The organism is Pseudoroseomonas cervicalis ATCC 49957 (genome assembly GCF_000164635.1).
GTDB lineage: Bacteria > Pseudomonadota > Alphaproteobacteria > Acetobacterales > Acetobacteraceae > Pseudoroseomonas > Pseudoroseomonas cervicalis.
Genome location: NZ_GG770778.1, coordinates 920,850 through 939,519 on the forward strand (window position 1 = coordinate 920,850; position 18,670 = coordinate 939,519).

16 protein-coding genes are annotated in these 18,670 nt (G+C 70.8%); 7 read left to right on the forward strand and 9 right to left on the reverse strand.

Going from position 1 to position 18,670, the window contains the following annotated elements; translation table 11 throughout:
* The 3 genes from HMPREF0731_RS11135 to HMPREF0731_RS11145 form a co-directional block, all read right to left on the reverse strand.
* Nucleotides 1-823: outer membrane protein (locus tag HMPREF0731_RS11135; RefSeq protein ID WP_007004222.1), on the reverse strand; the 823-nt coding region annotated here is incomplete at its 3' end.
* A 312-nt stretch (nucleotides 824-1,135) separates the two neighbouring features.
* A complete protein-coding gene (locus tag HMPREF0731_RS11140; protein WP_007004223.1) occupies nucleotides 1,136-1,726 on the reverse strand; it encodes a DUF924 family protein in 591 nt (196 codons plus the stop codon).
* A complete protein-coding gene (locus HMPREF0731_RS11145) occupies nucleotides 1,723-4,638 on the reverse strand; it encodes an FAD-binding and (Fe-S)-binding domain-containing protein (protein WP_007004224.1) in 2,916 nt (971 codons plus the stop codon). Before HMPREF0731_RS11145 ends, HMPREF0731_RS11140 begins: the two co-directional genes overlap by 4 nt.
* 160 nt (nucleotides 4,639-4,798) lie before the next feature.
* Here HMPREF0731_RS11145 and HMPREF0731_RS11150 point away from each other — a divergent pair, with 160 nt between their 5' ends.
* A complete protein-coding gene (locus HMPREF0731_RS11150) occupies nucleotides 4,799-5,983 on the forward strand; it encodes a pyridoxal-phosphate-dependent aminotransferase family protein (protein ID WP_007004225.1) in 1,185 nt (394 codons plus the stop codon).
* Nucleotides 5,984-6,188: 205 nt separating this feature from the next.
* Here HMPREF0731_RS11150 and HMPREF0731_RS11155 read toward each other — a convergent pair whose 3' ends face one another.
* Nucleotides 6,189-7,199 (reverse strand): LLM class flavin-dependent oxidoreductase, encoded by a 1,011-nt coding sequence (locus tag HMPREF0731_RS11155; RefSeq protein ID WP_007004226.1) that lies wholly within the window; start codon nucleotides 7,197-7,199, stop codon nucleotides 6,189-6,191.
* Nucleotides 7,200-7,354: 155 nt separating this feature from the next.
* Between HMPREF0731_RS11155 and HMPREF0731_RS11160 the strand changes: the two genes are divergently transcribed.
* The 4 genes from HMPREF0731_RS11160 to HMPREF0731_RS24240 all read left to right on the forward strand — a co-directional run bounded on the left by HMPREF0731_RS11160 (nucleotide 7,355) and on the right by HMPREF0731_RS24240 (nucleotide 10,052).
* On the forward strand, nucleotides 7,355-7,663 hold the full coding sequence (locus HMPREF0731_RS11160; RefSeq protein WP_007004227.1) for a DUF1244 domain-containing protein: 309 nt from the start codon (nucleotides 7,355-7,357) through the stop codon (nucleotides 7,661-7,663).
* 163 nt (nucleotides 7,664-7,826) lie between these two features.
* A complete protein-coding gene (locus HMPREF0731_RS11165) occupies nucleotides 7,827-8,099 on the forward strand; it encodes a DUF2312 domain-containing protein (protein WP_007004228.1) in 273 nt (90 codons plus the stop codon).
* A 202-nt stretch (nucleotides 8,100-8,301) separates the two neighbouring features.
* Nucleotides 8,302-9,585: an MFS transporter gene (locus tag HMPREF0731_RS11170; RefSeq protein ID WP_007004229.1), complete on the forward strand. Its 1,284-nt coding sequence runs from the start codon at nucleotides 8,302-8,304 to the stop codon at nucleotides 9,583-9,585.
* A 296-nt stretch (nucleotides 9,586-9,881) separates the two neighbouring features.
* On the forward strand, nucleotides 9,882-10,052 hold the full coding sequence (locus HMPREF0731_RS24240; protein WP_007004230.1) for a hypothetical protein: 171 nt from the start codon (nucleotides 9,882-9,884) through the stop codon (nucleotides 10,050-10,052).
* Between the two features lie 148 nt (nucleotides 10,053-10,200).
* On the opposite strand, the gene HMPREF0731_RS11175 is transcribed toward HMPREF0731_RS24240, so the two are convergent.
* On the reverse strand, nucleotides 10,201-11,907 hold the full coding sequence (locus tag HMPREF0731_RS11175) for an AMP-dependent synthetase/ligase (protein ID WP_040612687.1): 1,707 nt from the start codon (nucleotides 11,905-11,907) through the stop codon (nucleotides 10,201-10,203).
* 234 nt (nucleotides 11,908-12,141) lie between these two features.
* Between HMPREF0731_RS11175 and HMPREF0731_RS11180 the strand changes: the two genes are divergently transcribed.
* Together HMPREF0731_RS11180 and HMPREF0731_RS11185 are read left to right on the forward strand one after the other, a co-directional pair.
* Nucleotides 12,142-13,974, forward strand: a complete 1,833-nt coding sequence (locus HMPREF0731_RS11180) for a M3 family oligoendopeptidase (protein ID WP_007004232.1) — start codon at nucleotides 12,142-12,144, stop codon at nucleotides 13,972-13,974.
* A complete protein-coding gene (locus HMPREF0731_RS11185; protein WP_007004233.1) occupies nucleotides 13,967-15,337 on the forward strand; it encodes an ABC1 kinase family protein in 1,371 nt (456 codons plus the stop codon). Before HMPREF0731_RS11180 ends, HMPREF0731_RS11185 begins: the two co-directional genes overlap by 8 nt.
* Nucleotides 15,338-15,489: 152 nt before the next feature.
* On the opposite strand, the gene radC is transcribed toward HMPREF0731_RS11185, so the two are convergent.
* The 4 genes from radC to HMPREF0731_RS11205 all read right to left on the reverse strand — a co-directional run bounded on the left by radC (nucleotide 15,490) and on the right by HMPREF0731_RS11205 (nucleotide 18,518).
* Nucleotides 15,490-16,248: a RadC family protein gene (radC, locus tag HMPREF0731_RS11190; protein WP_007004234.1), complete on the reverse strand. Its 759-nt coding sequence runs from the start codon at nucleotides 16,246-16,248 to the stop codon at nucleotides 15,490-15,492.
* Nucleotides 16,249-16,310: 62 nt separating this feature from the next.
* Complete coding sequence (locus tag HMPREF0731_RS11195; RefSeq protein ID WP_007004235.1) at nucleotides 16,311-16,712, reverse strand: DUF2306 domain-containing protein; 402 nt, start codon at nucleotides 16,710-16,712, stop codon at nucleotides 16,311-16,313.
* 7 nt (nucleotides 16,713-16,719) lie between these two features.
* On the reverse strand, nucleotides 16,720-17,526 hold the full coding sequence (gene map, locus HMPREF0731_RS11200) for a type I methionyl aminopeptidase (RefSeq protein ID WP_007004236.1): 807 nt from the start codon (nucleotides 17,524-17,526) through the stop codon (nucleotides 16,720-16,722).
* A gap of 86 nt (nucleotides 17,527-17,612) precedes the next feature.
* A complete protein-coding gene (locus HMPREF0731_RS11205) occupies nucleotides 17,613-18,518 on the reverse strand; it encodes a methyltransferase domain-containing protein (protein WP_007004237.1) in 906 nt (301 codons plus the stop codon).
* Nucleotides 18,519-18,670 lie beyond the last annotated feature (152 nt).

Genomic DNA, 18,670 nt, shown 5'->3' on the forward strand with positions numbered 1-18,670 from the left:
TCGGCTGGTTGAAGGCGTAGCGCAGGCCGACCATCACCGAGTGGTTGTGCAGCTGGTCGGCCTCGAAGCGGCCATTGCCCACGGTGGCGCCGTTGGCGGCGACGGTGCGGCCCTTGTAGTGGCCCTGCAGCGCGCCGGTGTAGCGATACTCGAGGGTCAGCGACAGGCCCGGGGCGGACTCGATCGGGAAGGCCACGCCGGCGATGCCCTGATAGGCGAACTGGCCGACCGTGTCGTCGATGCGCACCGTGTTGCCCGGGGCGTTGATCTGCGTGCCGCGCGCGTCGAGATCGGTCCAGATCCAGCCCACGCCACCGCCGATGTAAGGCACCATGGCGACCGGCATGTTGGGGAACCAGCGCGGCAGCTGGAAGTCGTAGAAGGCGTTGACCATCACGCCATACTGCTGCTGCTCACCGTCGATGCCGCGCATGCCGACGCCCGGCCCGCCGGCGCGGCCCTGGAAGCCGCCCAGGCGGTCGACGCTGTTGTAGCGGTAATTGCCCTCGATCTCGGTGCGGAAGCCGTTGCCGAAGCCGTAGCCGATCGAGAGGGCGCCGACGAAGCCTTCCTCGAAGCCGAGATTGCCCTGGCGGTTGCGGTTGTTGTTGGCGAAGTAGGAGCCATTGCCGCCCAGCGCGTTCAGGCCGCGGGCGTCGGAATGGTTCCAGCCCGCGCCGGCACCGATATAGACACCCGTCACCGGCTGCGCGGCGGGGTTGGGCATGAAACCGGAATACCAGGGCGAGGACGCTTCCTGGGCCATGGCGACGGCCGGGGTGGCGAGGATGGTGGCTGCGAGCAGCAGGCGGCGGAATGACATGTGTTTGTTCCCTAGCAACCCAGTGGACGGGCATGGGGAAAACCACAGTTTCACCACGCAGTTTCGGGTTGGGGCCGCAACGAGACCCCCCTGTGGCCGGATCGCCACAGTGGCGCCTCCGGGTTGATTCCGCGCCTTAAGGGTAGCTCCTAAGCGACTTTTATCCTTGCCAATTTTTTCGAACGATGCGCAGGCGTTTCAGGGGTTGCGCGGCCTGCTCCTGGCGATTCGCTGCAGTGCGGGATGAACCGCGGCCGCTCCGGGCGGGGCATCAGTGACGTTTTTGTGAAGCGAAACCCCTGCAACGCGGGCTCAGAAGCCCGCGCCCGGCTGCGCCAGATAGGCCGCCTCGGCGGCGCTGCTGTCCCGGCCAAGGGTGGCGTTGCGATGCGGGAAGCGGCCGAATCGGCGGATCACCACCCGGTGCCGCCAGGCATAGTCGATGACACCCCCGGCGCCGCGATGCGGCGGATGGTCGCGCAGCCCCTCGAACAGCGCCACGGAGAGGTCCTGGTCGGCCATCGCCTCCGAATGCTCGAAGGGCAGATACAGGAAGACGCGCTCGACCGGGTGCAAGGCGTGGTCCTGGCCCTGCTCCAGCACGGCGCGGCGGGCGATGGCGCGGGCATGCGCATCGCTGGCGAAGGCCTCCGCGCTGCCGCGGAACAGGTTGCGCGGGAACTGGTCGAGCAGGATCAGCAGCGCCAGCGTGCCCTCCGGCGTCGCCGCCCAGCCATCCAGCGCGCCCTCCCGCGCCGGCACCACCAGCGCGCCGAAGCGCTGGCGGATGCTCTCGTCGAACGCGTCGTCGCGGCGGAACCAGGCCTCGCGCATCACCGTCGCATCGCCCTGGAACCAGAATGCCAGGATGTCGCGCGCCGCCGCCATGTCGCCGCCGCTCATTGCGGGCGCAGCGCGCGGGCCAGCAGCTGCACCGAATGCAGCGCCGTGCGGCCCGAGAGATCGCGGATCTGGTGCCGGCAGGAGGTGCCGTCGGCGATGATGACCTCATCCGCCCCGGCGGCGCGGATGGCGGGCATGAGGGAGAGTTCGGCCATGGCCTTGCTGGTCTCCAGGTTCTTCGCCTCATAGCCGAAGCTGCCGGCCATGCCGCAGCAGGAGGAGGCGATCGGCGTCACCTCCAGCCCCGGGATTTTTCTCAGGACCTGCACGGCGGCGGGGAAGGCACCGAAGGCCTTCTGGTGGCAATGGCCGTGGATATGCGCGCGCGCCGTGCCGGTGGCGTGCAGCGGCAGCGGACCCTCCTCCTTGGCCAGGAACTCGCTCAGCAGCAGGGCGCGGTCCGCCAGCTTGCGGCTCTCCTCGCCCGGCAACAGGGACAGGAATTCGTCGCGCAGCGTGGTCAGGCAGGAGGGTTCGAGGCCGATCACCGGCGCGTCGCTGGCGGAGAGCGCCTCCAGCGTGCGCTGCGCCTCCTCCCGCGCGCGGTCGACCATGCCGGCGGCGAGGTAGGAGCGGCCGCAGCAGAGCGGCCGGCCGGAGGCGGCGCGCGCCGGCCGCACCCGGTAGCCCGCCTGGCCCAGCACCAGCACGGCGTCGCGCAGCACCTCGGGCTCCATGTAGCGGTTGAAGCTGTCGGCGAAGAGCAGCACCTCCTGCTTCGGCCCGGCCGTCGCCGCCTCGGCATCGCGGAAGGGGCGGGGGCTGAAATGTGGCAGGCTGCGCCCGGCGGCGAGGCCCAGGAACCGCTCGGAGAGCTTCGCCAGCAGGGGGACGCGGTCGCGCAAGGCCGGCAGCCAGGGGGCGCGGCTGGCCCAGGGCGCCCAGCGCGGCAGGGTGGCGATCAGCCGGTCCTTCAGCGACAGGCCGTGCTTGCGGGCGCGGGCGTGCTGCACCTCGATCTTCATCTTGGCCATGTCGACGCCGGTCGGGCATTCGCGCTTGCAGCCCTTGCAGGAGACACAGAGGGAGAGCGCCTCCGCCACCTCCTCGCCCGCCAGCGCGTCGGGGCCGAGCTGCCCGGTCAGCGCCAGGCGCAGCGTGTTGGCGCGGCCGCGCGTCAGGTGCTGCTCGTCCCGCGTGACGCGGTAGGAGGGGCACATGACATTGGCGTCGAATTTCCGGCAGGTGCCGTTGTTGTTGCACATCTCCACCGCGCCGAGGAAACCGCCCTGCGGCCCCGGCCAGGCGGACCAGTCCAGCGCCGGCGTCACACCCGGATCGGCGCGGTAGTCGGGCGGGTAGCGGAACAGGCTGCGGTCATCCATGCGCGGCGGGCGCACCACGCGGCCGGGGTTCATCAGCCCGGCCGGGTCGAAGGCGTCCTTCACCGCCTCGAAGGCGCGCACGATGCGGCTGCCGAACATCGCCTCGTGGAACTCGCTGCGGACGATGCCGTCGCCATGCTCGCCGGAATGGCTGCCCTTGTATTCGCGGACGAGCGCGAAGCATTCCTCCGCGATGGCGCGCATCTTCGCGACATCCTCGCCCTCCTTCATGTTCAGCACGGGGCGGACATGCAGGCAGCCGACACTGGCATGGGCGTACCAGGTGCCCTTGGTGCCGTGCCGCTCGAACACTTCGTTCAGCCGCTCGGTGTAGTCGGCGAGGTCGGGCAGGTCGACCGCCGTGTCCTCGATGAAGGAGACCGGCTTCCCGTCGCCCTTCATGCTCATCATGATGTTGAGGCCGGCCTCGCGCACCTCGGCGATGGCGGCCTGGAACCCGGCCTCGGTCGCGCGCACCACGGCGCCCGGATAGCCGAGATCGCCCATCATCTCGTCCAGCCGGTCGAGCTCGCGCAGCAGCGCGGCATCGTCATCGCCATGGAACTCGACGATCAGCAGCGAGTCCGGCTCGCCGAGCACGATGCGGTCGATGGTGGCGCGGTAGATCGGGATCGACCGGCCGAGATCGATCATGGTGCGGTCGACCAGCTCGACCGCCTCGGGGTTCAGCGTCACCAGATGCTCGCTGGCGGCCATGGCGGCGCGGAAGCTCGGGAACTGGCAGATGCCCAGCACCTTGCGCGGCTTGATCGGCGACAGCTTCAGTTGCAGCGCGGCGGAGAAGGCGAGGGTCCCCTCGCTGCCCACCAGCAGCCGCGCGAGGTTGCCGCGCCCGGCGGCGCGCGCCTCCGGCGTCAGCGCGTCGATGTTGTAGCCGCCGACACGGCGCAGCTGCTTCGGGAAGCGCGCGGCGATCTCCGCCGCCTCGCGCGTGCCCAGCGCCTCCAGCGCGCGCAGCAGGGTGGCGACGCTCTCCGGCGTCTCAGCCCCCGCCTCCAGCGCCGCGCCGAAGACATGGCGCTGGCCGTCCGGCAGGATGGCGTCCACCGCCAGGACGTTGTCCGCCATCAGCCCGTAGCGGATCGACTTACTGCCGCAGGAATTGTTGCCGGCCATGCCGCCAATGGTGCAGCGCGCCCAGGTGGAGGGATCGACCGGGAAAAATTTCTTCCGGCTCTTCAGGCTGTCGTTCAGGGCGCCGAGGGTGATGCCGGGCTCGACCCAGGCGGTGCCGGCGGCCTCGTCCACTTCCAGCACGCGGCGCAGATGCTTGGTGCAGTCCAGCACCAAGGCGCGGTTCACCGTCTGGCCGCACTGGCTGGTGCCGCCGCCGCGCGGAAGCACCGGCACGCCCTCCGCCCGGCAGATCGCCATGGCGGCCTCGACATCGGCGATGGTCTTCGGCACCAGGACGCCGATCGGCTCCATCTGATAGATGCTGGCATCGGTGGCGTAGCGGCCGCGATCGGCGGGGGCGAATTTCACCTCCCCCTCGGTCTCGCGCCGCAGCCGCGCCGCCAGGGCGCTGTCCCCCGGCCGATGCTTCGCGTGATGGATGGCGTTCATGCGGCAATCCTGGCGTGTGTCGTCCCGGCGCGACCCTAGCGCGGGCGCGCTTCCCTGTCCGATCTATAATGCTCATCAATCCGACAAGGCGAACTCATTGGCGCGGGACATGGGACGGCCCGTAAGACCATCGCCAGAACCCCGAGGGGAGGAGAGATCCATGGCCTATTTCCAGTCCAAGCCGACCGCCGGCCGGCATTTCCTGCAGATCCCCGGCCCGACCAATGTGCCGGACAAGGTGCTGCGGGCGCTGGACAATCCGACCATGGACCATCGCGGCCCGGATTTCGGGCTGCTGGGCGCGCAGATCCTGGAAAAGGTCAAGGCGGTCTTCAAGACCACCCAGCCGGTGATCATCTACCCCGCCTCCGGCACCGGCGCCTGGGAAGCGGCGCTGGTCAACACCCTCTCCCCCGGCGACACGGTGCTGATGTGCGAGACGGGGCAGTTCGCCTTCCTCTGGCGCGAGATGGCCGAGCGGCTGGGGCTGAAGCCCGAGCTGATCCAGACCGATTGGCGCCGCGCGGTGGACGTGCCCGGCATCGCCGCCAAGCTGCGCGCCGACACCGGCCACGCCATCAAGGCGGTCTGCGTCGTCCATAACGAGACCTCGACCGGCTGCACCAGCCGCATCGACGAAGTGCGCGCCGCGCTGGACGAGGCCGGCCACCCGGCGCTGCTGCTGGTCGACACCATCTCCTCGCTCGGCAGCATCGACTACCGGCATGATGAATGGGGCGTCGACGTCACCATCGCCGGCAGCCAGAAGGGGCTGATGCTGCCGCCCGGCCTGTCCTTCAACGCCATCAGCCCGAAGGCGCTGAAGGCGTCGGAGAGCGCCAAGCTGCCGCGCAGCTTCTGGGACTGGAAGCCGATGCTGGCCTCCAACGCCACCGGCTACTTCCCCTACACCCCGGCCACCAACATGCTCTACGCGCTGGACACGGCGCTGGACCTGCTGCTGGCCGAGGGGCTGGAGAATGTCTTTGCCCGTCATGACCGCCACGCCGAGGCCACCCGCCGCGCCGTGCGCGCCTGGGGCCTCGAGGTGCAGTGCGAGGATCCGCGCCACTATTCCTCGGCGCTGACCGCGGTGCGGCTGCCGGAGGGGCATTCGGCCAACGCGCTGCGCGCCGCCATCCTGGCGAAGTTCAACATGAGCCTGGGCAATGGCCTGGGCCGGCTGAACGACCGGGTGTTCCGCATCGGCCATCTGGGCGATTTCAACGACCTGGCGCTGATGGGCACGCTGAGCGGCGTCGAGATGGGGCTGCGCATCGCCGGCGTGCCACACCAGCCGGGCGGCGTGAAGGCGGCGATGGATTACCTGTCGGGGAACTCTTAAAGGCCGAAAAGGCTGGGGGAAGAATGAATTCTTCCCCCTTTCCTTCAGGCTGCCGCCGTCTCCCGGCCAGGCGGGACGATGCCCTGGGCCGGAGCGACCCGGCGGAGTGAAGCGGCCGCCGTCTCGGCCATGACCGGCAGCCGACAGAAAAAAGAAGGGGTGCAGGGGAATTCATTCCCCTGCGTTTTTTGATTCTGGCTTCGCCTTAGCAGGCCACCGGCTCCCGGATCAGCTCCCGGCATACCTCGGCGCCGATGCTGTAGGAGCGCAGCCGGGCGTCGTGGTCATAGATCATGCCGGTCAGCATCAGCTCGTCCACCTGGGTGCGTTCCAGGAATTCGGCGATCTGGCGCTTCACCGTCTCCCGGCTGCCGACCGCGGAGCAGGACAGCGAATTGCCCACGCCGGCCCATTCGGCCTCGCGCTGCAGGGCGGGCACGTCCTCGGCCGGGGGCGGCAGCTTGCCGGGCGTGCCGCGCCGCAGGTTGAGGAATTGCTGCTGCAGCGAGGTGAAGAGGCGCGCGCCTTCTTCATCACTCTCGGCGGCGAAGAGGTTCATCGCCGCCATGCTGTAGGGTTTTTCCAGTTGCGCCGAGGGGCGGAAGCCCTCGCGGTAGATCTCCAGCGCCTGCAGCATCGCCTGCGGCGCGAAATGCGAGGCGAAGGCGAAGGGCAGGCCGAGCGCGGCCGCCAGCTGCGCCGAATACAGGCTGGAGCCGAGCAGCCAGATCGGGATCTCCATGCCGGCGCCGGGCACGGCGCGCACCGGCTGGCCCTCCCGCGCCGGGGCGAACCATTGCTGCAACTCCACCACATCCTGCGGGAAGCTGTCGGCCTCGCCGGAGAGGTTGCGGCGCAGCGCCCGCGCGGTGCGCATGTCGGTGCCGGGGGCGCGGCCGAGGCCGAGATCGATACGCCCGGGGAAGAGCGCGTTCAGCGTGCCGAACTGCTCGGCCACCATCAGCGGCGCGTGGTTGGGCAGCATGATGCCGCCCGAGCCCACGCGGATGCTGCGGGTGCCGGCCGCCACATGGCCGATCACCACGGCGGTGGCGGCGCTGGCGATGCCGGGCATGTTGTGGTGCTCGGCCAGCCAGAAGCGGTGATAGCCGAGCGCCTCGGCATGCTGGGCCAGTTCGCGGGAATGATGGAAGGCGTCGGCGGCTTCCTCGCCCTGCTTGATCGGGGCGAGGTCGAGGACGGAATAGCGGATCATCAGGCGTGGCTCCCACAGGGGGTGCGAAGGCGGGGCCGGCGCGGCGGCCGGCGGGTCGGGTCCGATATGGGGAGCGGGCAGGGCGAAGGGCAGGGGTGCTTGGCAGCCATGCCCCTCCCACCCCAATTTGAGGGCAGCCAAGGAGAGCCAGAGCCATGACCCCTGAGATCGACGCCGCCACCCGCACCGAGCTGGAGGCCGCCGCCTTCCGCCGCCTGGTCGAGCATCTGCGCGAGCGCAGCGACGTGCAGAATATCGACCTGATGAACCTGGCCGGCTTCTGCCGCAACTGCCTCAGCCGCTGGTACCGCGAGGCCGCCGAGACGCGTGGCATCGCCCTGCCGGACCCGGCGGCGCGGGAGATCGTCTATGGCATGCCCTACAAGGAGTGGCAGGCGAAGCACCAGAAGGAGGCGACGCCGGAGCAGAAGGCGAAGTTCGCCGCGCAGAACCCCGGCCACTGAGCCAGGGACGGGCGGGCGCCGGCCCGCCCCCGACTGCGCCATTGAGGAACCGGCGCCGGCCGCGCTATACCCCGCCGCCTCGGCCCCCGGGCGGGCATGATCGGCCTGGGGGAAAACGCGCGGTGGGCCAAGGGCTTGCCGCTGGAACTTACGGAGCGGCTTGATGTCCGACGCGGCGGAACACGAGGAACAGGACACCGAGGTCGGCGGCATCGCCGCGGACCGGCTGCGCTCGATCATCGAGCGGGTGGAGCGGCTGGAGGAGGAGCGCAAGGCGCTCGCCGACGACATCAAGGACATCTTCGCCGAGGCGAAGTCGGCCGGCTTCGAGGTCAAGGTGATCCGCCAGATCATCCGCCTGCGCAAGCAGGAGCCGGCCGAGGTGGAGGAGCAGGAGACGCTGCTCGACCTCTACCGCCGCGCCCTCGGCATGTGATGCGGCGGGGCGGGGTCCGCCCCGCCCGCCGTGGCCCGCCGGTGTTTCCGCCGGGCCCTGGACAAGTTTCTGTCACCCCGGCGGGGCTTGAACCGGGCGGGCCGCCGCTCTTTCTTGCCCGGCAGGCCCGGCCTGCCGCCGGCCCGCCCGGCCGCAGCCTCTCCATCGCCGGCTGGTCCATCCCGAGCGCCGGAGTCTGCCCTTGCGCGCCACCCCCCTCGCCAGCACCCTCGCCACCGTCTTTGCCCTGCTGTTCGGCTATGCGCTGCTGCAGATGGGCAACACGCTGCAATCCTCCCTGCTCACCGTGCGCGGCGGGCTGGAGGGGTTCAGCGCCACCGAGATCGGCCTGGTCGGCAGCGGCTTCTATCTGGGGCTGATGGCGGGGTCGCTGCGCGGCGAACGGCTGGTGCAAGCGGTGGGCCATACCCGCGCCTTCGCGGCGCTGGCGGCCATCGCCTCCTCGGTGCCGCTGCTGCACCTGATGCTGGTCGATCCCTGGCTCTGGCCGCTGGGGCGGGCGCTGACCGGCTTCTGCTTCGCCGGGCTGTTCATCGTGGTCGAGAGCTGGCTGAACGGCGCCGCCTCCACCGCCGTGCGCGGCCAGCTGCTCAGCATCTACGGCATGACCGGCATGATCGCCGGCGTCGCCGGGCAGATGCTGCTGACCGCGGCCAGCCCGCGCGGCTTCGTGCTGTTCTGCCTGATCTCGATGATCATCTCCTTCGCGCTGGTCCCGGTGGTGCTGTCGCGCGCCCAGGCGCCGGCCGATCCGGGCGGGGAGGCGCGGCGGCTCGACCTGCGCTGGCTCTACGCGCTGTCGCCCTTCGGCGTGGTGGCGGCCTTCCTGGTGGGGGTCAGCACCGCCTCCTACTACTCGCTCGGGCCATTGTTCGCGCAGCGGCTGGGGCTGCCGGCGGGGCAGGTGGCGGTGTTCATGGCCTGCGGCTCGCTGGGCGGCTTCATCGCCACCTGGCCGATGGGCTGGCTGTCCGACCGCATCGACCGGCGCGGGCTGATCGTCGGGCTGACGCTGGTGGCCGCCGGGGCGCTGCTGGCCATGGTGCTGCTGGTGCCCGACCACCCGCCGACCTGGCTGACCCTGAGCCTGGTGGCGCTGTTCGGCGCGCTGGTGATCCCGACCTACAGCCTGGTGCTGGCGCATGTGAACGACCATGTGCCGCCCGGTGGCTTCGCCGCCGCCTCGGGCGGGCTGCTGATCCTGTGGGGCGCCGGCTCCGCCCTCGGCCCGGTGCTGGGCGGCTTCGCCATGTCCTGGCTGGGCAATGCCGGGCTGGGCTGGCTGATCCTCTCCGCCCAGGCCGGCATCGCCGGCTGGGGGCTGTGGCGCATGCGCCGCCGCGCCGCGCCGCAGGAGAAGGAGAGCTTCCTGGTGATGCCGGTGCAGCCGGTCACCACCACACTGGTGGCGGTGGCGGAGGATGCCGCCATCGACCGCAAGGAGGCCGAGGCGGCGCAGCCCTGAGCCACCGCCGCCGCGCCCCAGGGTCGAGGGCGCGGCGGTGGCCGAAAACCAGGGGTTGTAACCGGCGGCGGATGCGCCTATCTGATGTGCCTGGCGGTCGGAAGGCCCGCCCTGGGCCATGCGGCCCGGCAGGCGAGACCCGCCAGAGCGGTGGCATCGTCGCAGGAAGTTCCTGCAACCCTTTGCCCCGCATCGCGTTGTTGGCCGGCATGAGACCGGCCACGCTCGCGAATACCCTGACAACCCAACGACGTGACCGGGTGGCGCCGATCAGGCACCACGTCCCGGAGAAAGATATGTACCTGACCCATCCCATCCCCACCCCGGCCCAGCTCGCGATCAGCGCGGCGCCCGCGGTGTCCCAGTCCCGCCCGTCCGTGGCGTCGCCGGCGCTGTCGCAGCAGGCGCTCACGGCCGGCCTGTCCCAGGCCGAGATCCGCCAACTGGTGCTCGACATCATCGGCTGAGCCGGCGTCCTGCGGGCAGGGCCCGCAGCGCGTGGCGCCCAGGCGGCATGGCCGCCTGGCGAGGGCCGGAACTCTCATCCGGCCAAAGCGGGCGCACCGCCCGCCACCGGGCGGCAACGCCGCCCGGACACCTCCCCTGAAAGACGGATCAGTCGTAGAGCCGGGCAAGCTGCGCCGCGTGCTCCTGCAGCACGATGCGCCGCTTGACCTTCATGGTGGGCGTCATCTGGCCGTTCTCCACGGTGAAGGGCGGCACCAGCGCGAAATGCCGGATCCGCTCCACCCCCGACAATTTGCCGTTCACCCGCCGCAGCGCGGCCGCCACCGCCGGCTCATCCTGCTTGTCGGCCGGCACCAGCAGGGCGCTCAGCGCCGGGCGGCCCTCGCCAGCCACCACCGCCTGGGCGATCTCCGGCTCGGCCATCAGCAGGCTTTCCAGCCGGGCGGGGCTGACCATCTCGCCGCCCAGCGTCTTGATGAAGTCGCGCTTGCGGTCGGTGATGCGCAGGCGGCCCTCGACCAGCTCGCCCACATCGCCGGTGTGCAGCCAGCCTTCCTCGCCATCCGGCAGGGGGCGCACCGACTGCGCCGTGGCCTCGGGCTGGTTCCAGTAGCCATCCATCACCAGATCGCCGCGCACCAGCACCTCGCCATCCTCGGCGATGCGGAGCGTGACGCCGGGCAGGGGGCGGCCGACCGAGCGCCGGTCATTGTCCCAGGGGACATTGACGCTGATCACCGGCCCGGCCTCGGTCTGGCCGTAGCCCTGCAGCACCGGCAGGCCGAGCGCCATGAAGAAGCCCGACAGGTCCGGGTCCAGCCGCGCGCCGCCCGAGACCATGGCGACCAGCCTTCCGCCGAAGCGGCCGCGCACCTGGGCGCGCACCAGCCGGTCCAGCAGCGGGTCCTGCAGCCGCTCGGCCAGGGAGAGCGGCTCGCCCTCCAGCCGCTTCAGCCCGATGCGGCGGGTGCGCTCGAACAGCTCGCGCTTCAGGCTGGACTGCTTCTCCAGCCCGGCCAGCAGCCGGGCGCGCAGCACCTCGAACAGCCGCGGCACGGCGGTCAGCACATGCGGGCGGATTTCTCCGAGTTCGGCCGAAAGCTTCTCGGCGCCGCGGCTGAACACCACCTCCAGCCCGAAGGAGCACAGCAGGTAGATCACCGTGTGCTCATAGGCGTGGCTGAGCGGCAGGAAGGAGAGATAGCAGGCGTCCTGCGGCAGGTTCAGCCTGCGGATGAAGTCGGTGATGCCGCGGCGGTTGGCCAGCATGGCGCGGTGCGGCAGCATCACCCCCTTGGGCGGGCCGCCGGTGCCGGAGGTGTAGATCAGGCAGGCCAGCCGCCCGGCCGGGATCTGCTCCACCTCGGCATAGAGCATGGCGAGGTCGCCGCGCGTCTCCGCCAGCGCCGACCAGGGCGTGCTGCCCGTGCTGTCCTCCATGCAGACCAGCAGGTCGAGCCCGCCGATGCCGGCGGCCTCGCCCACGCTTTGGGCCAGCCGGGCGGTGGAGACGATGGCGGCGCGGGCGCCGGAATCGCGGATCAGATGCGCGTGGTCGGCGAGCGTGTTGGTGGTGTAGCCGGGCACGGTGACGGCGCCGATCGCCATCAGCGCCATGTCCGCCACCAGGAATTCGGGGCGGTTCTCCGCCACCAGCAGCACGCGGTCGCCGGGGCAGATGCCGCGCGCCCGCAGGCCGGCGGCGGCCGAGGCCACCTGCAGGGCGAACTCCGCCCAGCTCAGGCTGCGCCAGGCGCCGCCGCGCCAGTAGCGCAGCATCGGCCGGTCGGGCCGTGAGCGGGCCTGGCCCAGGATCAGGGCGGGCAGGCTGGTCCAGTTTTCCTCAGCGGGCATCGGGGGCGCGGTGTCCTCTGGAAACGGCGGGGTGGCCGGCATCGCGCCGGGCCAGGGCAGTCGCCGCCCGGCGCCGGGCCGGGGGGAAGCGTTGAGGGCCGGTCTGCTGCCGGCCTGGCGGGCAAAACCCGCGCGGCGGGCGGGCCGCGGCGCAGGATCGGGCAGGGGGGCGCTTGGCCTGCCCGCCCAGGGGCTTATATCGGGTGGAGCAGAACCACAACCGCAAGGCGTCCCGTGCAGCTGACCCATCTTCTCCCCGCCTCCCATGACACGGCCGCCCGCCAGGGCGGGAGCGGTGAGGCCGGGGCGCTCCCGGTCTGGGATCTGTCCGATCTCTATGCCGGCTCTGGCGACCCGCGGCTGGAAGCCGACCTTGCCCGCGTGGAGGCCGAGGCGCGCGCCTTCCACGAGGCCCATGCCGGCAAACTCGAAAAAATGTCCGGCGACGCCCTGGCCGAGGCCATCGCCGCCTATGAGCGGATCGAGGAGGTGCTGGGCCGGGTGATGTCCTATGCCTCGCTGGTCTTCGCCGGCGATGCGCAAGACGCCGCCAATGGCCGCTTCTACCAGACCATGCAGGAGCGGGTGACGGCGATCTCCAGCCACACCCTGTTCTTCAGCCTGGAGCTGAACAAGCTCGACGAGGCGGTGCTGGAGAAGAAGTTTTCTTCCCGTGCGCTGGCCCGGTACCGGCCTTTCCTGCGCGACCTGCGCGTGTTCCGCCCGCACCAGCTCTCCGACGAGGTGGAGCGCCTGCTGCACGAGAAGGAGGTGACCGGCCGCGCCGCCTGGAACCGCCTGTTCGACGAGACCGTCGCCGGCATGGAGGTCAAGGTCGGCGAGGAGGTGCTGAACGTCTCCGGCGCGCTGAACAAGCTGTCCGACCGCGACCGCTCGGTGCGCGAGGCGGCGGCCAGGGGCGTCTCGGCGGCGTTCGGCGAGAAGGCGCGGCTGTTCACCCTGATCACCAACACCCTCGCCAAGGACAAGGAGATCATCGACGGCTGGCGCCACTATCCGCGCCCCGGCAGCAGCCGCAACCGCGCCAACATGGTCGAGGATGCGGTGGTGGACGCGCTGGTGGACGCGGTGGTCGCGAGCTTCCCGGCGCTGTCGCACCGCTACTACGCCATGAAGGCCAAGTGGCTGGGCCTGCCCAAGCTGCAGCACTGGGACCGCAACGCCCCCCTGCCGGCCGAGGATGACAGCCAGATCCCCTGGGACGCGGCGCGCGACCGCGTGCTCTCCGCCTACAGCGCCTTCAGCCCGGAGCTGGGGCGGATCGGCAAGGAATTCTTCGACAAGCCCTGGATCGACGCGGCGCTGCGCCCCGGCAAGTCGGGCGGTGCCTTCGCCCACCCCACCGTGCCCTCGGCCCATCCCTATCTGCTGCTGAACTACCACGGCAAGTCGCGCGACGTGATGACGCTGGCGCATGAGCTGGGCCATGGCGTCCACCAGGTGCTGGCGGCGAAGCAGGGCTACCTGATGTCCGGCACGCCGCTGACGCTCGCCGAGACGGCCTCGGTGTTCGGCGAGATGCTGACCTTCCGCGCCGTGCTGGATGCCGAGACCGACCCGAAGCGGCGCCGCGCCCTGCTGGCCGGCAAGGTCGAGGACATGCTGAACACGGTGGTCCGGCAGATCGCCTTCTACCGCTTCGAGACCCTGCTGCACGACGCCCGCCGCAAGGGCGAGCTGTCGCGCGAGGAGATCGGCGCGCTGTGGATGCGGGTGCAGGTGGAGAGCCTCGGCCCGGCCTTCGAGTTCACGCCGGATTACGAGATCTACTGGTCCTACATCCCGCACTTCATCCACACGCCCTTCTATGTCTACGCCTACGCCTTCGGCGACTGCCTGGTGAACGCGCTCTACGGCGTGTTCCAGGAGGGTGGGGTGAAGGACTTCCAGGCCAAGTACCTGGAGCTGCTGAAGGCCGGTGGCACGCTGCGGCACAAGGAACTGCTGGCGCCATTCGGGCTCGACGCCTCGGACCCCGCCTTCTGGCACAAGGGCCTGAACGTCATCGCCGGCTTTATCGATGAATTGGAGCGCGAGGATGGCTGAGGAGCGCGAGGGCAGTTCCCTCTTCGGTGAGCTGCGGCGGATGGCGCGCACCTCTGGCGCGGTGGGCGGCATCGCCGCCCGCGTGGCGGGGGAGCGTTTCCTCGGCATCAAGACCGACCGGGCGGTGCATGCCGGCGACCTGAAGGCGGTGCTGGGCGGGCTGAAGGGCCCGCTGATGAAGGTGGCGCAGTTCCTGACCACCATCCCCAACGCCCTGCCGCCGGAATACGCCAAGGAGCTGGCGGCGCTGCAGGCCAACGCCCCGCCGATGGGCTGGGCCTTCGTCCGCCGCCGCATGGCGAGCGAGCTGGGCCCCGACTGGCAGAGCCGCTTCGCCAGCTTTGGTCAGGAGGCGGCGGCGGCGGCCAGCCTGGGGCAGGTGCATCGCGCCACCCTGCCGGATGGCCGCCTGGTCGCCTGCAAGCTGCAATACCCGGACATGCCGAGCGTGGTGGAGGCCGATCTCCGCCAGCTGAAGCTTGCCATGAACGTCTTCGCCCGGATGGACGACGCCATTCAGCATGACGACGTCTATGTCGAGCTGTGCGACCGGCTGCGCGAGGAGCTGGATTACGAGCGCGAGGCGGCGCAGATGCGGCTCTACCGCCGCATGCTGGCCGATGAGCCGACGGTGCGCACGCCCGAGCCGATCGAGGGCTATTGCAGCAAGCGGCTGCTGACCATGAGCTGGCTGGATGGCCGCCCGATCCTCGACCGCCTGGCCGAGGACCCCTCGCAGGAGGAGCGGAATGCCTATGCCACCGCGCTGTTCCGCGCCTGGTACGTTCCCTTCTACCGCTATGGCGTGATCCATGGCGACCCGCATCTGGGCAACTACCAGGTGCGGCAGCCGACCGAGCACAGCCCGGCGGGTATCAACCTGCTCGACTACGGCGCCATCCGGGTCTTCCCCTCCAGCTTCCTGCGCGGCGTGGTCATGCTCTATGAGGCGCTGCGCGACCAGGATGACGAGAAGGCGGCCGAGGCCTACCGCATCTGGGGCTTCACCGATCTCTCGAAGGAGAAGATGGAGGTGCTGGGCCTCTGGGCGAAGTTCCTGCACGAGCCGCTGCTGGATGACCGGGTGCGGCCGATCCAGGAGAATGACGACCCGGATTTCGGCCGCAAGGTCGCGGCCGAGGTGCATGCCGGGCTGAAGCGCACCGGCGGCGTGCGGCCGCCACGGGAGTTCGTGCTGGTGGACCGGGGCGCGGTCGGGCTGGGCAGCGCCTTCCTGCGGCTGAACGCGCGGCTGAACTGGCACCGGCTGTTCAACGAGCTGATCGAGGGCTTCGACGCCGATGCGCTGGCCGAGCGGCAGCAGACGGCGCTGCGCGAGGCGGGGGTGCCGCCGGTCGTCTGAGAAATTTTAAGTATTTAAGAATCTTCTTTTTCTGAAGAAAAAGAAGAAAAAAGACTTCTTTCAGTTTGGTGTCCCGCCTCAGGCCATCAGCGGGGCGCCAACTGAAAGAAAGTTTTTGGTTCTTTTTTCAAAAAGAACAATTTTCTTTTATCCTACAACAACCCTGTCGCCCTGAACGACAGGTGCCGCCCATTCCCCACGATCAGATGGTCGTGCAGCGCGATGCCCAGCGTGGCGGCGGCGGCGCGGATCTCGGCGGTCATCTCGATATCGGCGGCGCTGGGGGTGGGGTCGCCGCTCGGGTGGTTGTGGACCAGGATCAGCGCGGTGGCCTGCAGCTCCAGGCAGCGCTTCACCACCTCGCGCGGGTAGACGGGCGTGTGGTTGACCGTGCCGCGCGCCTGGGCCTCGTCGGCGATCAGGCGGTTGCGGCTGTCGAGGAACAGGATGCGGAACTGCTCCACCCGCTCCCGCGCCAGGGCGGCGTTGAGATAGCCGGTCAGCTTCTCCCAGTTGTTCAGCACGGGCTGGTCCATCACCTCGGCCCGCATCAGGCGCAGCGCGGCGGCCTGGGCGGTCTTCAGCGCGGCGATGCCGGCCTCGCCCAGGCCCTCCACCTGGCGCAGCTCGGTGGCGGGGGCGGCGAGGGCGTTGGCGAAGCTGCCGAAGCGCGCCAGCAGGGCGCGCGCCACCGGCTTGGTGTCGCGCCGCGGCAGGGCCAGGAAGAGCAGCATCTCGATCAGCTCATGGTCGGCCAGGGCGTCGGGGCCGGCCTGGAGCAGCCGCGCGCGCATGCGGGCGCGGTGGCCCTCGGCGGCGGAGGCCAGCGGCCGCGGCACCGGCGCGCCGTCAAGCTCGATCAGCGTCGGCAGGCCGATGGCCGCCTCCGCCATGCCGCGCATCTTGCGCATGCGACATCCTCCCTCGCCGCAAGGTTGAGCGGGGCGGGGGCGGGTTGTCCAGCGAAGAGCGCTCAGGGTGTGCCGAACACCATCTGGTGCATCAGCCGGCCTGGCAGCAGGGTGAAGCCGCCGGTGACGACCAGGGCCAGCAGGAAAAGCGCCAGCATGGCGCGGCGATGCGTGGTGATCCGGCCCGCCAGGGCGGCGAACACCGCCATCGGCACGGTGACCAGGACCAGCAGGGAGAGCAGGTGGATCCAGGAATAGCGGCCCGGCGCGGCGACGCCGGTGATGCCGAAGGAGGTCAGGGCGGTGACCAGCATCAGCAGCGCCCAGCTCCGGCCCAGATGGCGATGCGGGGCGCCGCCCTTGCGCCGGGAGAGTTGCAGCAGCCCGAGCAGGAAGGCGCCGAGCGCCGCCGCCACATGCGCCTGCACCACCAGGGGTGCCGCCAGCAGCGGGGCGAGGCTCATGCGGGGTTCAGCCTGCGTAGGGCGGCTTGTGCAGGCCGGCGGGGGAGTGGGTGAACACCTCGCAGCCGGTCTCCGTCACGCCCACCATGTGCTCGAACTGGGCGGAGAGGCTGCGGTCGCGGGTCACCGCCGTCCAGCCATCGTCGAGCACCTTCACGTCCGGCTTGCCGATGTTCACCATCGGCTCGATGGTGAAGAACATGCCGGGCTTCAGCACCGCGCCCTCGCCGGGGCGGCCGAAATGCAGCACGTTCGGCGCGGCGTGGAAGGTGCGGCCGATGCCATGGCCGCAGAAATCGCGCACCACGCTGAAGCGCTGCTTCTCGACATAGCTCTGGATGGCGTGGCCGATATCGCCCAGCCGCGCGCCCGGCTTCACCGCGGCGATGCCGCGCAGCAGGCTCTCATAGGTGACGTCGAGCAGCACGCGCGCCTTGGTGCTGGCCTGGCCGGCCACATACATGCGGCTGGTGTCGCCATACCAGCCATCCAGGATGACGGTGATGTCGATGTTCAGGATGTCGCCATCCTGCAGCGCCTTCGGCCCCGGGATGCCGTGGCAGACCACGTGGTTGATCGAGATGCAGGTGGATTTCGGGTAGCCCCGGTAGCCCAGGCAGGCCGAGACCGCGCCATGGTCGCGGATGAACTGGTCGCAGAGATCGTCCAGCCGCTCGGTGGTGACACCCGGCTTCACATGCGGGGTGATCATGTCGAGCGTCGCCGCGGCCAGCTGGCCGGCACGACGCATCCCCGCGAAATCTTCCGGCGCGTGCAGCGTGATCCGCCGCGCCTCGGCACCCGATTGTTCCATGGGGCGGGAAGATGCGCGGGCCGCGCCCCGGTTGCAAGGCGCGGCGCGCGCGGATCAGGGCTACGCCGGGGTGGGGGGTCTGGCGCTCAGTGCGGCTTGTCGCCGCTGCGGTGCTCCACCGTGCCCAGCGCCGTGGCCAGCGGCACCTGGCCGCTGCCGCGCGGCGCCGGCTGCGGCTGGTTCGGCCCGGGCGCCCAGCCGGTCAGGGTCAGCAGCTCCAGCGGCACCGGCAGCAGCCCCTCGGCATCGCGCGGCAGGGCGCCGAGCGCCAGCGGGAACAGGGCGCGCGGCGGGGTGCGCGGGTCGCGCGCGCGCACCGCGTTGCTCTCGCCCGCCGCCTGCAAATCGCGCAGCAGGGCGAGCGGCGTGCGGTAGCGCAGCCCGATGCGCTCGCGGTCGGCCACCGGCATGGCGAAGCCGGCGCGCTGCAGCAGGGCGGCGCCGTCGCGCAGCTCGGGGAAGGGGGAGATGCGCGGGCTGAGCCCGTCGCGCAGCCCGGATTCGGCCGCCGCCAGGGCTTCCCGCAGGGGCTGCAGCGTGCCCAGCGCCGGCAGCGAGGCCAGGAACAGCCCGTCCGGCGCCATCGCCCGGCGGATCTGCAGCAGCGCGCCGGGCAGGTCGTTCACCCAGTGCAGCGACAGGCTGGCCACCACCAGGTCGAAGCTGCCGGGGGCGAAGGGCAGCCATTCCTCGTCCCCCGCCAGCGGCAGGCCGCCGGCGCGCCGCGCCATGCCGGGGGCGAGGTCCATGGAGACGACGCACGCCACCCCGCGCGCCCGCAGCGCCGGCGCCACCACGCCCCGCCCGCCGAGGTCGAGGGCGCGGGTGAAGCGGCGGGTGGTGTCGTCCAGCCGGTCCAGCAGCCGCTCGGCCGCGTCCTCCAGCACCGGGGCGACGCGGTCGATGCCGGGGGCCGCGCGCTCGCGGCGCCGCCGCACCAGGGACCGGTCGAAGACCTGCATGGCATCGCTCATGCGCCCCAGGTGCGGCATCGCCGGGCGGCGCGCAAGCCCGGAGGCACGGCGCCTGTTGCGGCGGGGTGGGGCGGAAGGCTACGATCACGAAATAGTGAGGTCATCATGATGCCGCCCGACTGGCGCGGCCTGGCCCGGCGGGGCGGCGCGGGCGCGCTGCGGCTGGGCGG

Excerpts from the sequence above, each read along its gene's own strand:
- HMPREF0731_RS11140 (WP_007004223.1), bottom strand. The coding sequence starts at position 1,726 with ATGAGCGGCGGCGACATGGCGGCGGCGCGCGACATCCTGGCATTCTGG.
- HMPREF0731_RS11145 (WP_007004224.1), bottom strand. The coding sequence starts at position 4,638 with ATGAACGCCATCCATCACGCGAAGCATCGGCCGGGGGACAGCGCCCTG.
- HMPREF0731_RS11150 (WP_007004225.1), top strand. The coding sequence starts at position 4,799 with ATGGCCTATTTCCAGTCCAAGCCGACCGCCGGCCGGCATTTCCTGCAG.
- HMPREF0731_RS11155 (WP_007004226.1), bottom strand. The coding sequence starts at position 7,199 with ATGATCCGCTATTCCGTCCTCGACCTCGCCCCGATCAAGCAGGGCGAG.
- HMPREF0731_RS11160 (WP_007004227.1), top strand. The coding sequence starts at position 7,355 with ATGACCCCTGAGATCGACGCCGCCACCCGCACCGAGCTGGAGGCCGCC.
- HMPREF0731_RS11165 (WP_007004228.1), top strand. The coding sequence starts at position 7,827 with ATGTCCGACGCGGCGGAACACGAGGAACAGGACACCGAGGTCGGCGGC.
- HMPREF0731_RS24240 (WP_007004230.1), top strand. The coding sequence starts at position 9,882 with ATGTACCTGACCCATCCCATCCCCACCCCGGCCCAGCTCGCGATCAGC.
- HMPREF0731_RS11175 (WP_040612687.1), bottom strand. The coding sequence starts at position 11,907 with ATGCCCGCTGAGGAAAACTGGACCAGCCTGCCCGCCCTGATCCTGGGC.
- HMPREF0731_RS11185 (WP_007004233.1), top strand. The coding sequence starts at position 13,967 with ATGGCTGAGGAGCGCGAGGGCAGTTCCCTCTTCGGTGAGCTGCGGCGG.
- radC (WP_007004234.1), bottom strand. The coding sequence starts at position 16,248 with ATGCGCAAGATGCGCGGCATGGCGGAGGCGGCCATCGGCCTGCCGACG.
- HMPREF0731_RS11195 (WP_007004235.1), bottom strand. The coding sequence starts at position 16,712 with ATGAGCCTCGCCCCGCTGCTGGCGGCACCCCTGGTGGTGCAGGCGCAT.
- map (WP_007004236.1), bottom strand. The coding sequence starts at position 17,526 with ATGGAACAATCGGGTGCCGAGGCGCGGCGGATCACGCTGCACGCGCCG.
- HMPREF0731_RS11205 (WP_007004237.1), bottom strand. The coding sequence starts at position 18,518 with ATGCCGCACCTGGGGCGCATGAGCGATGCCATGCAGGTCTTCGACCGG.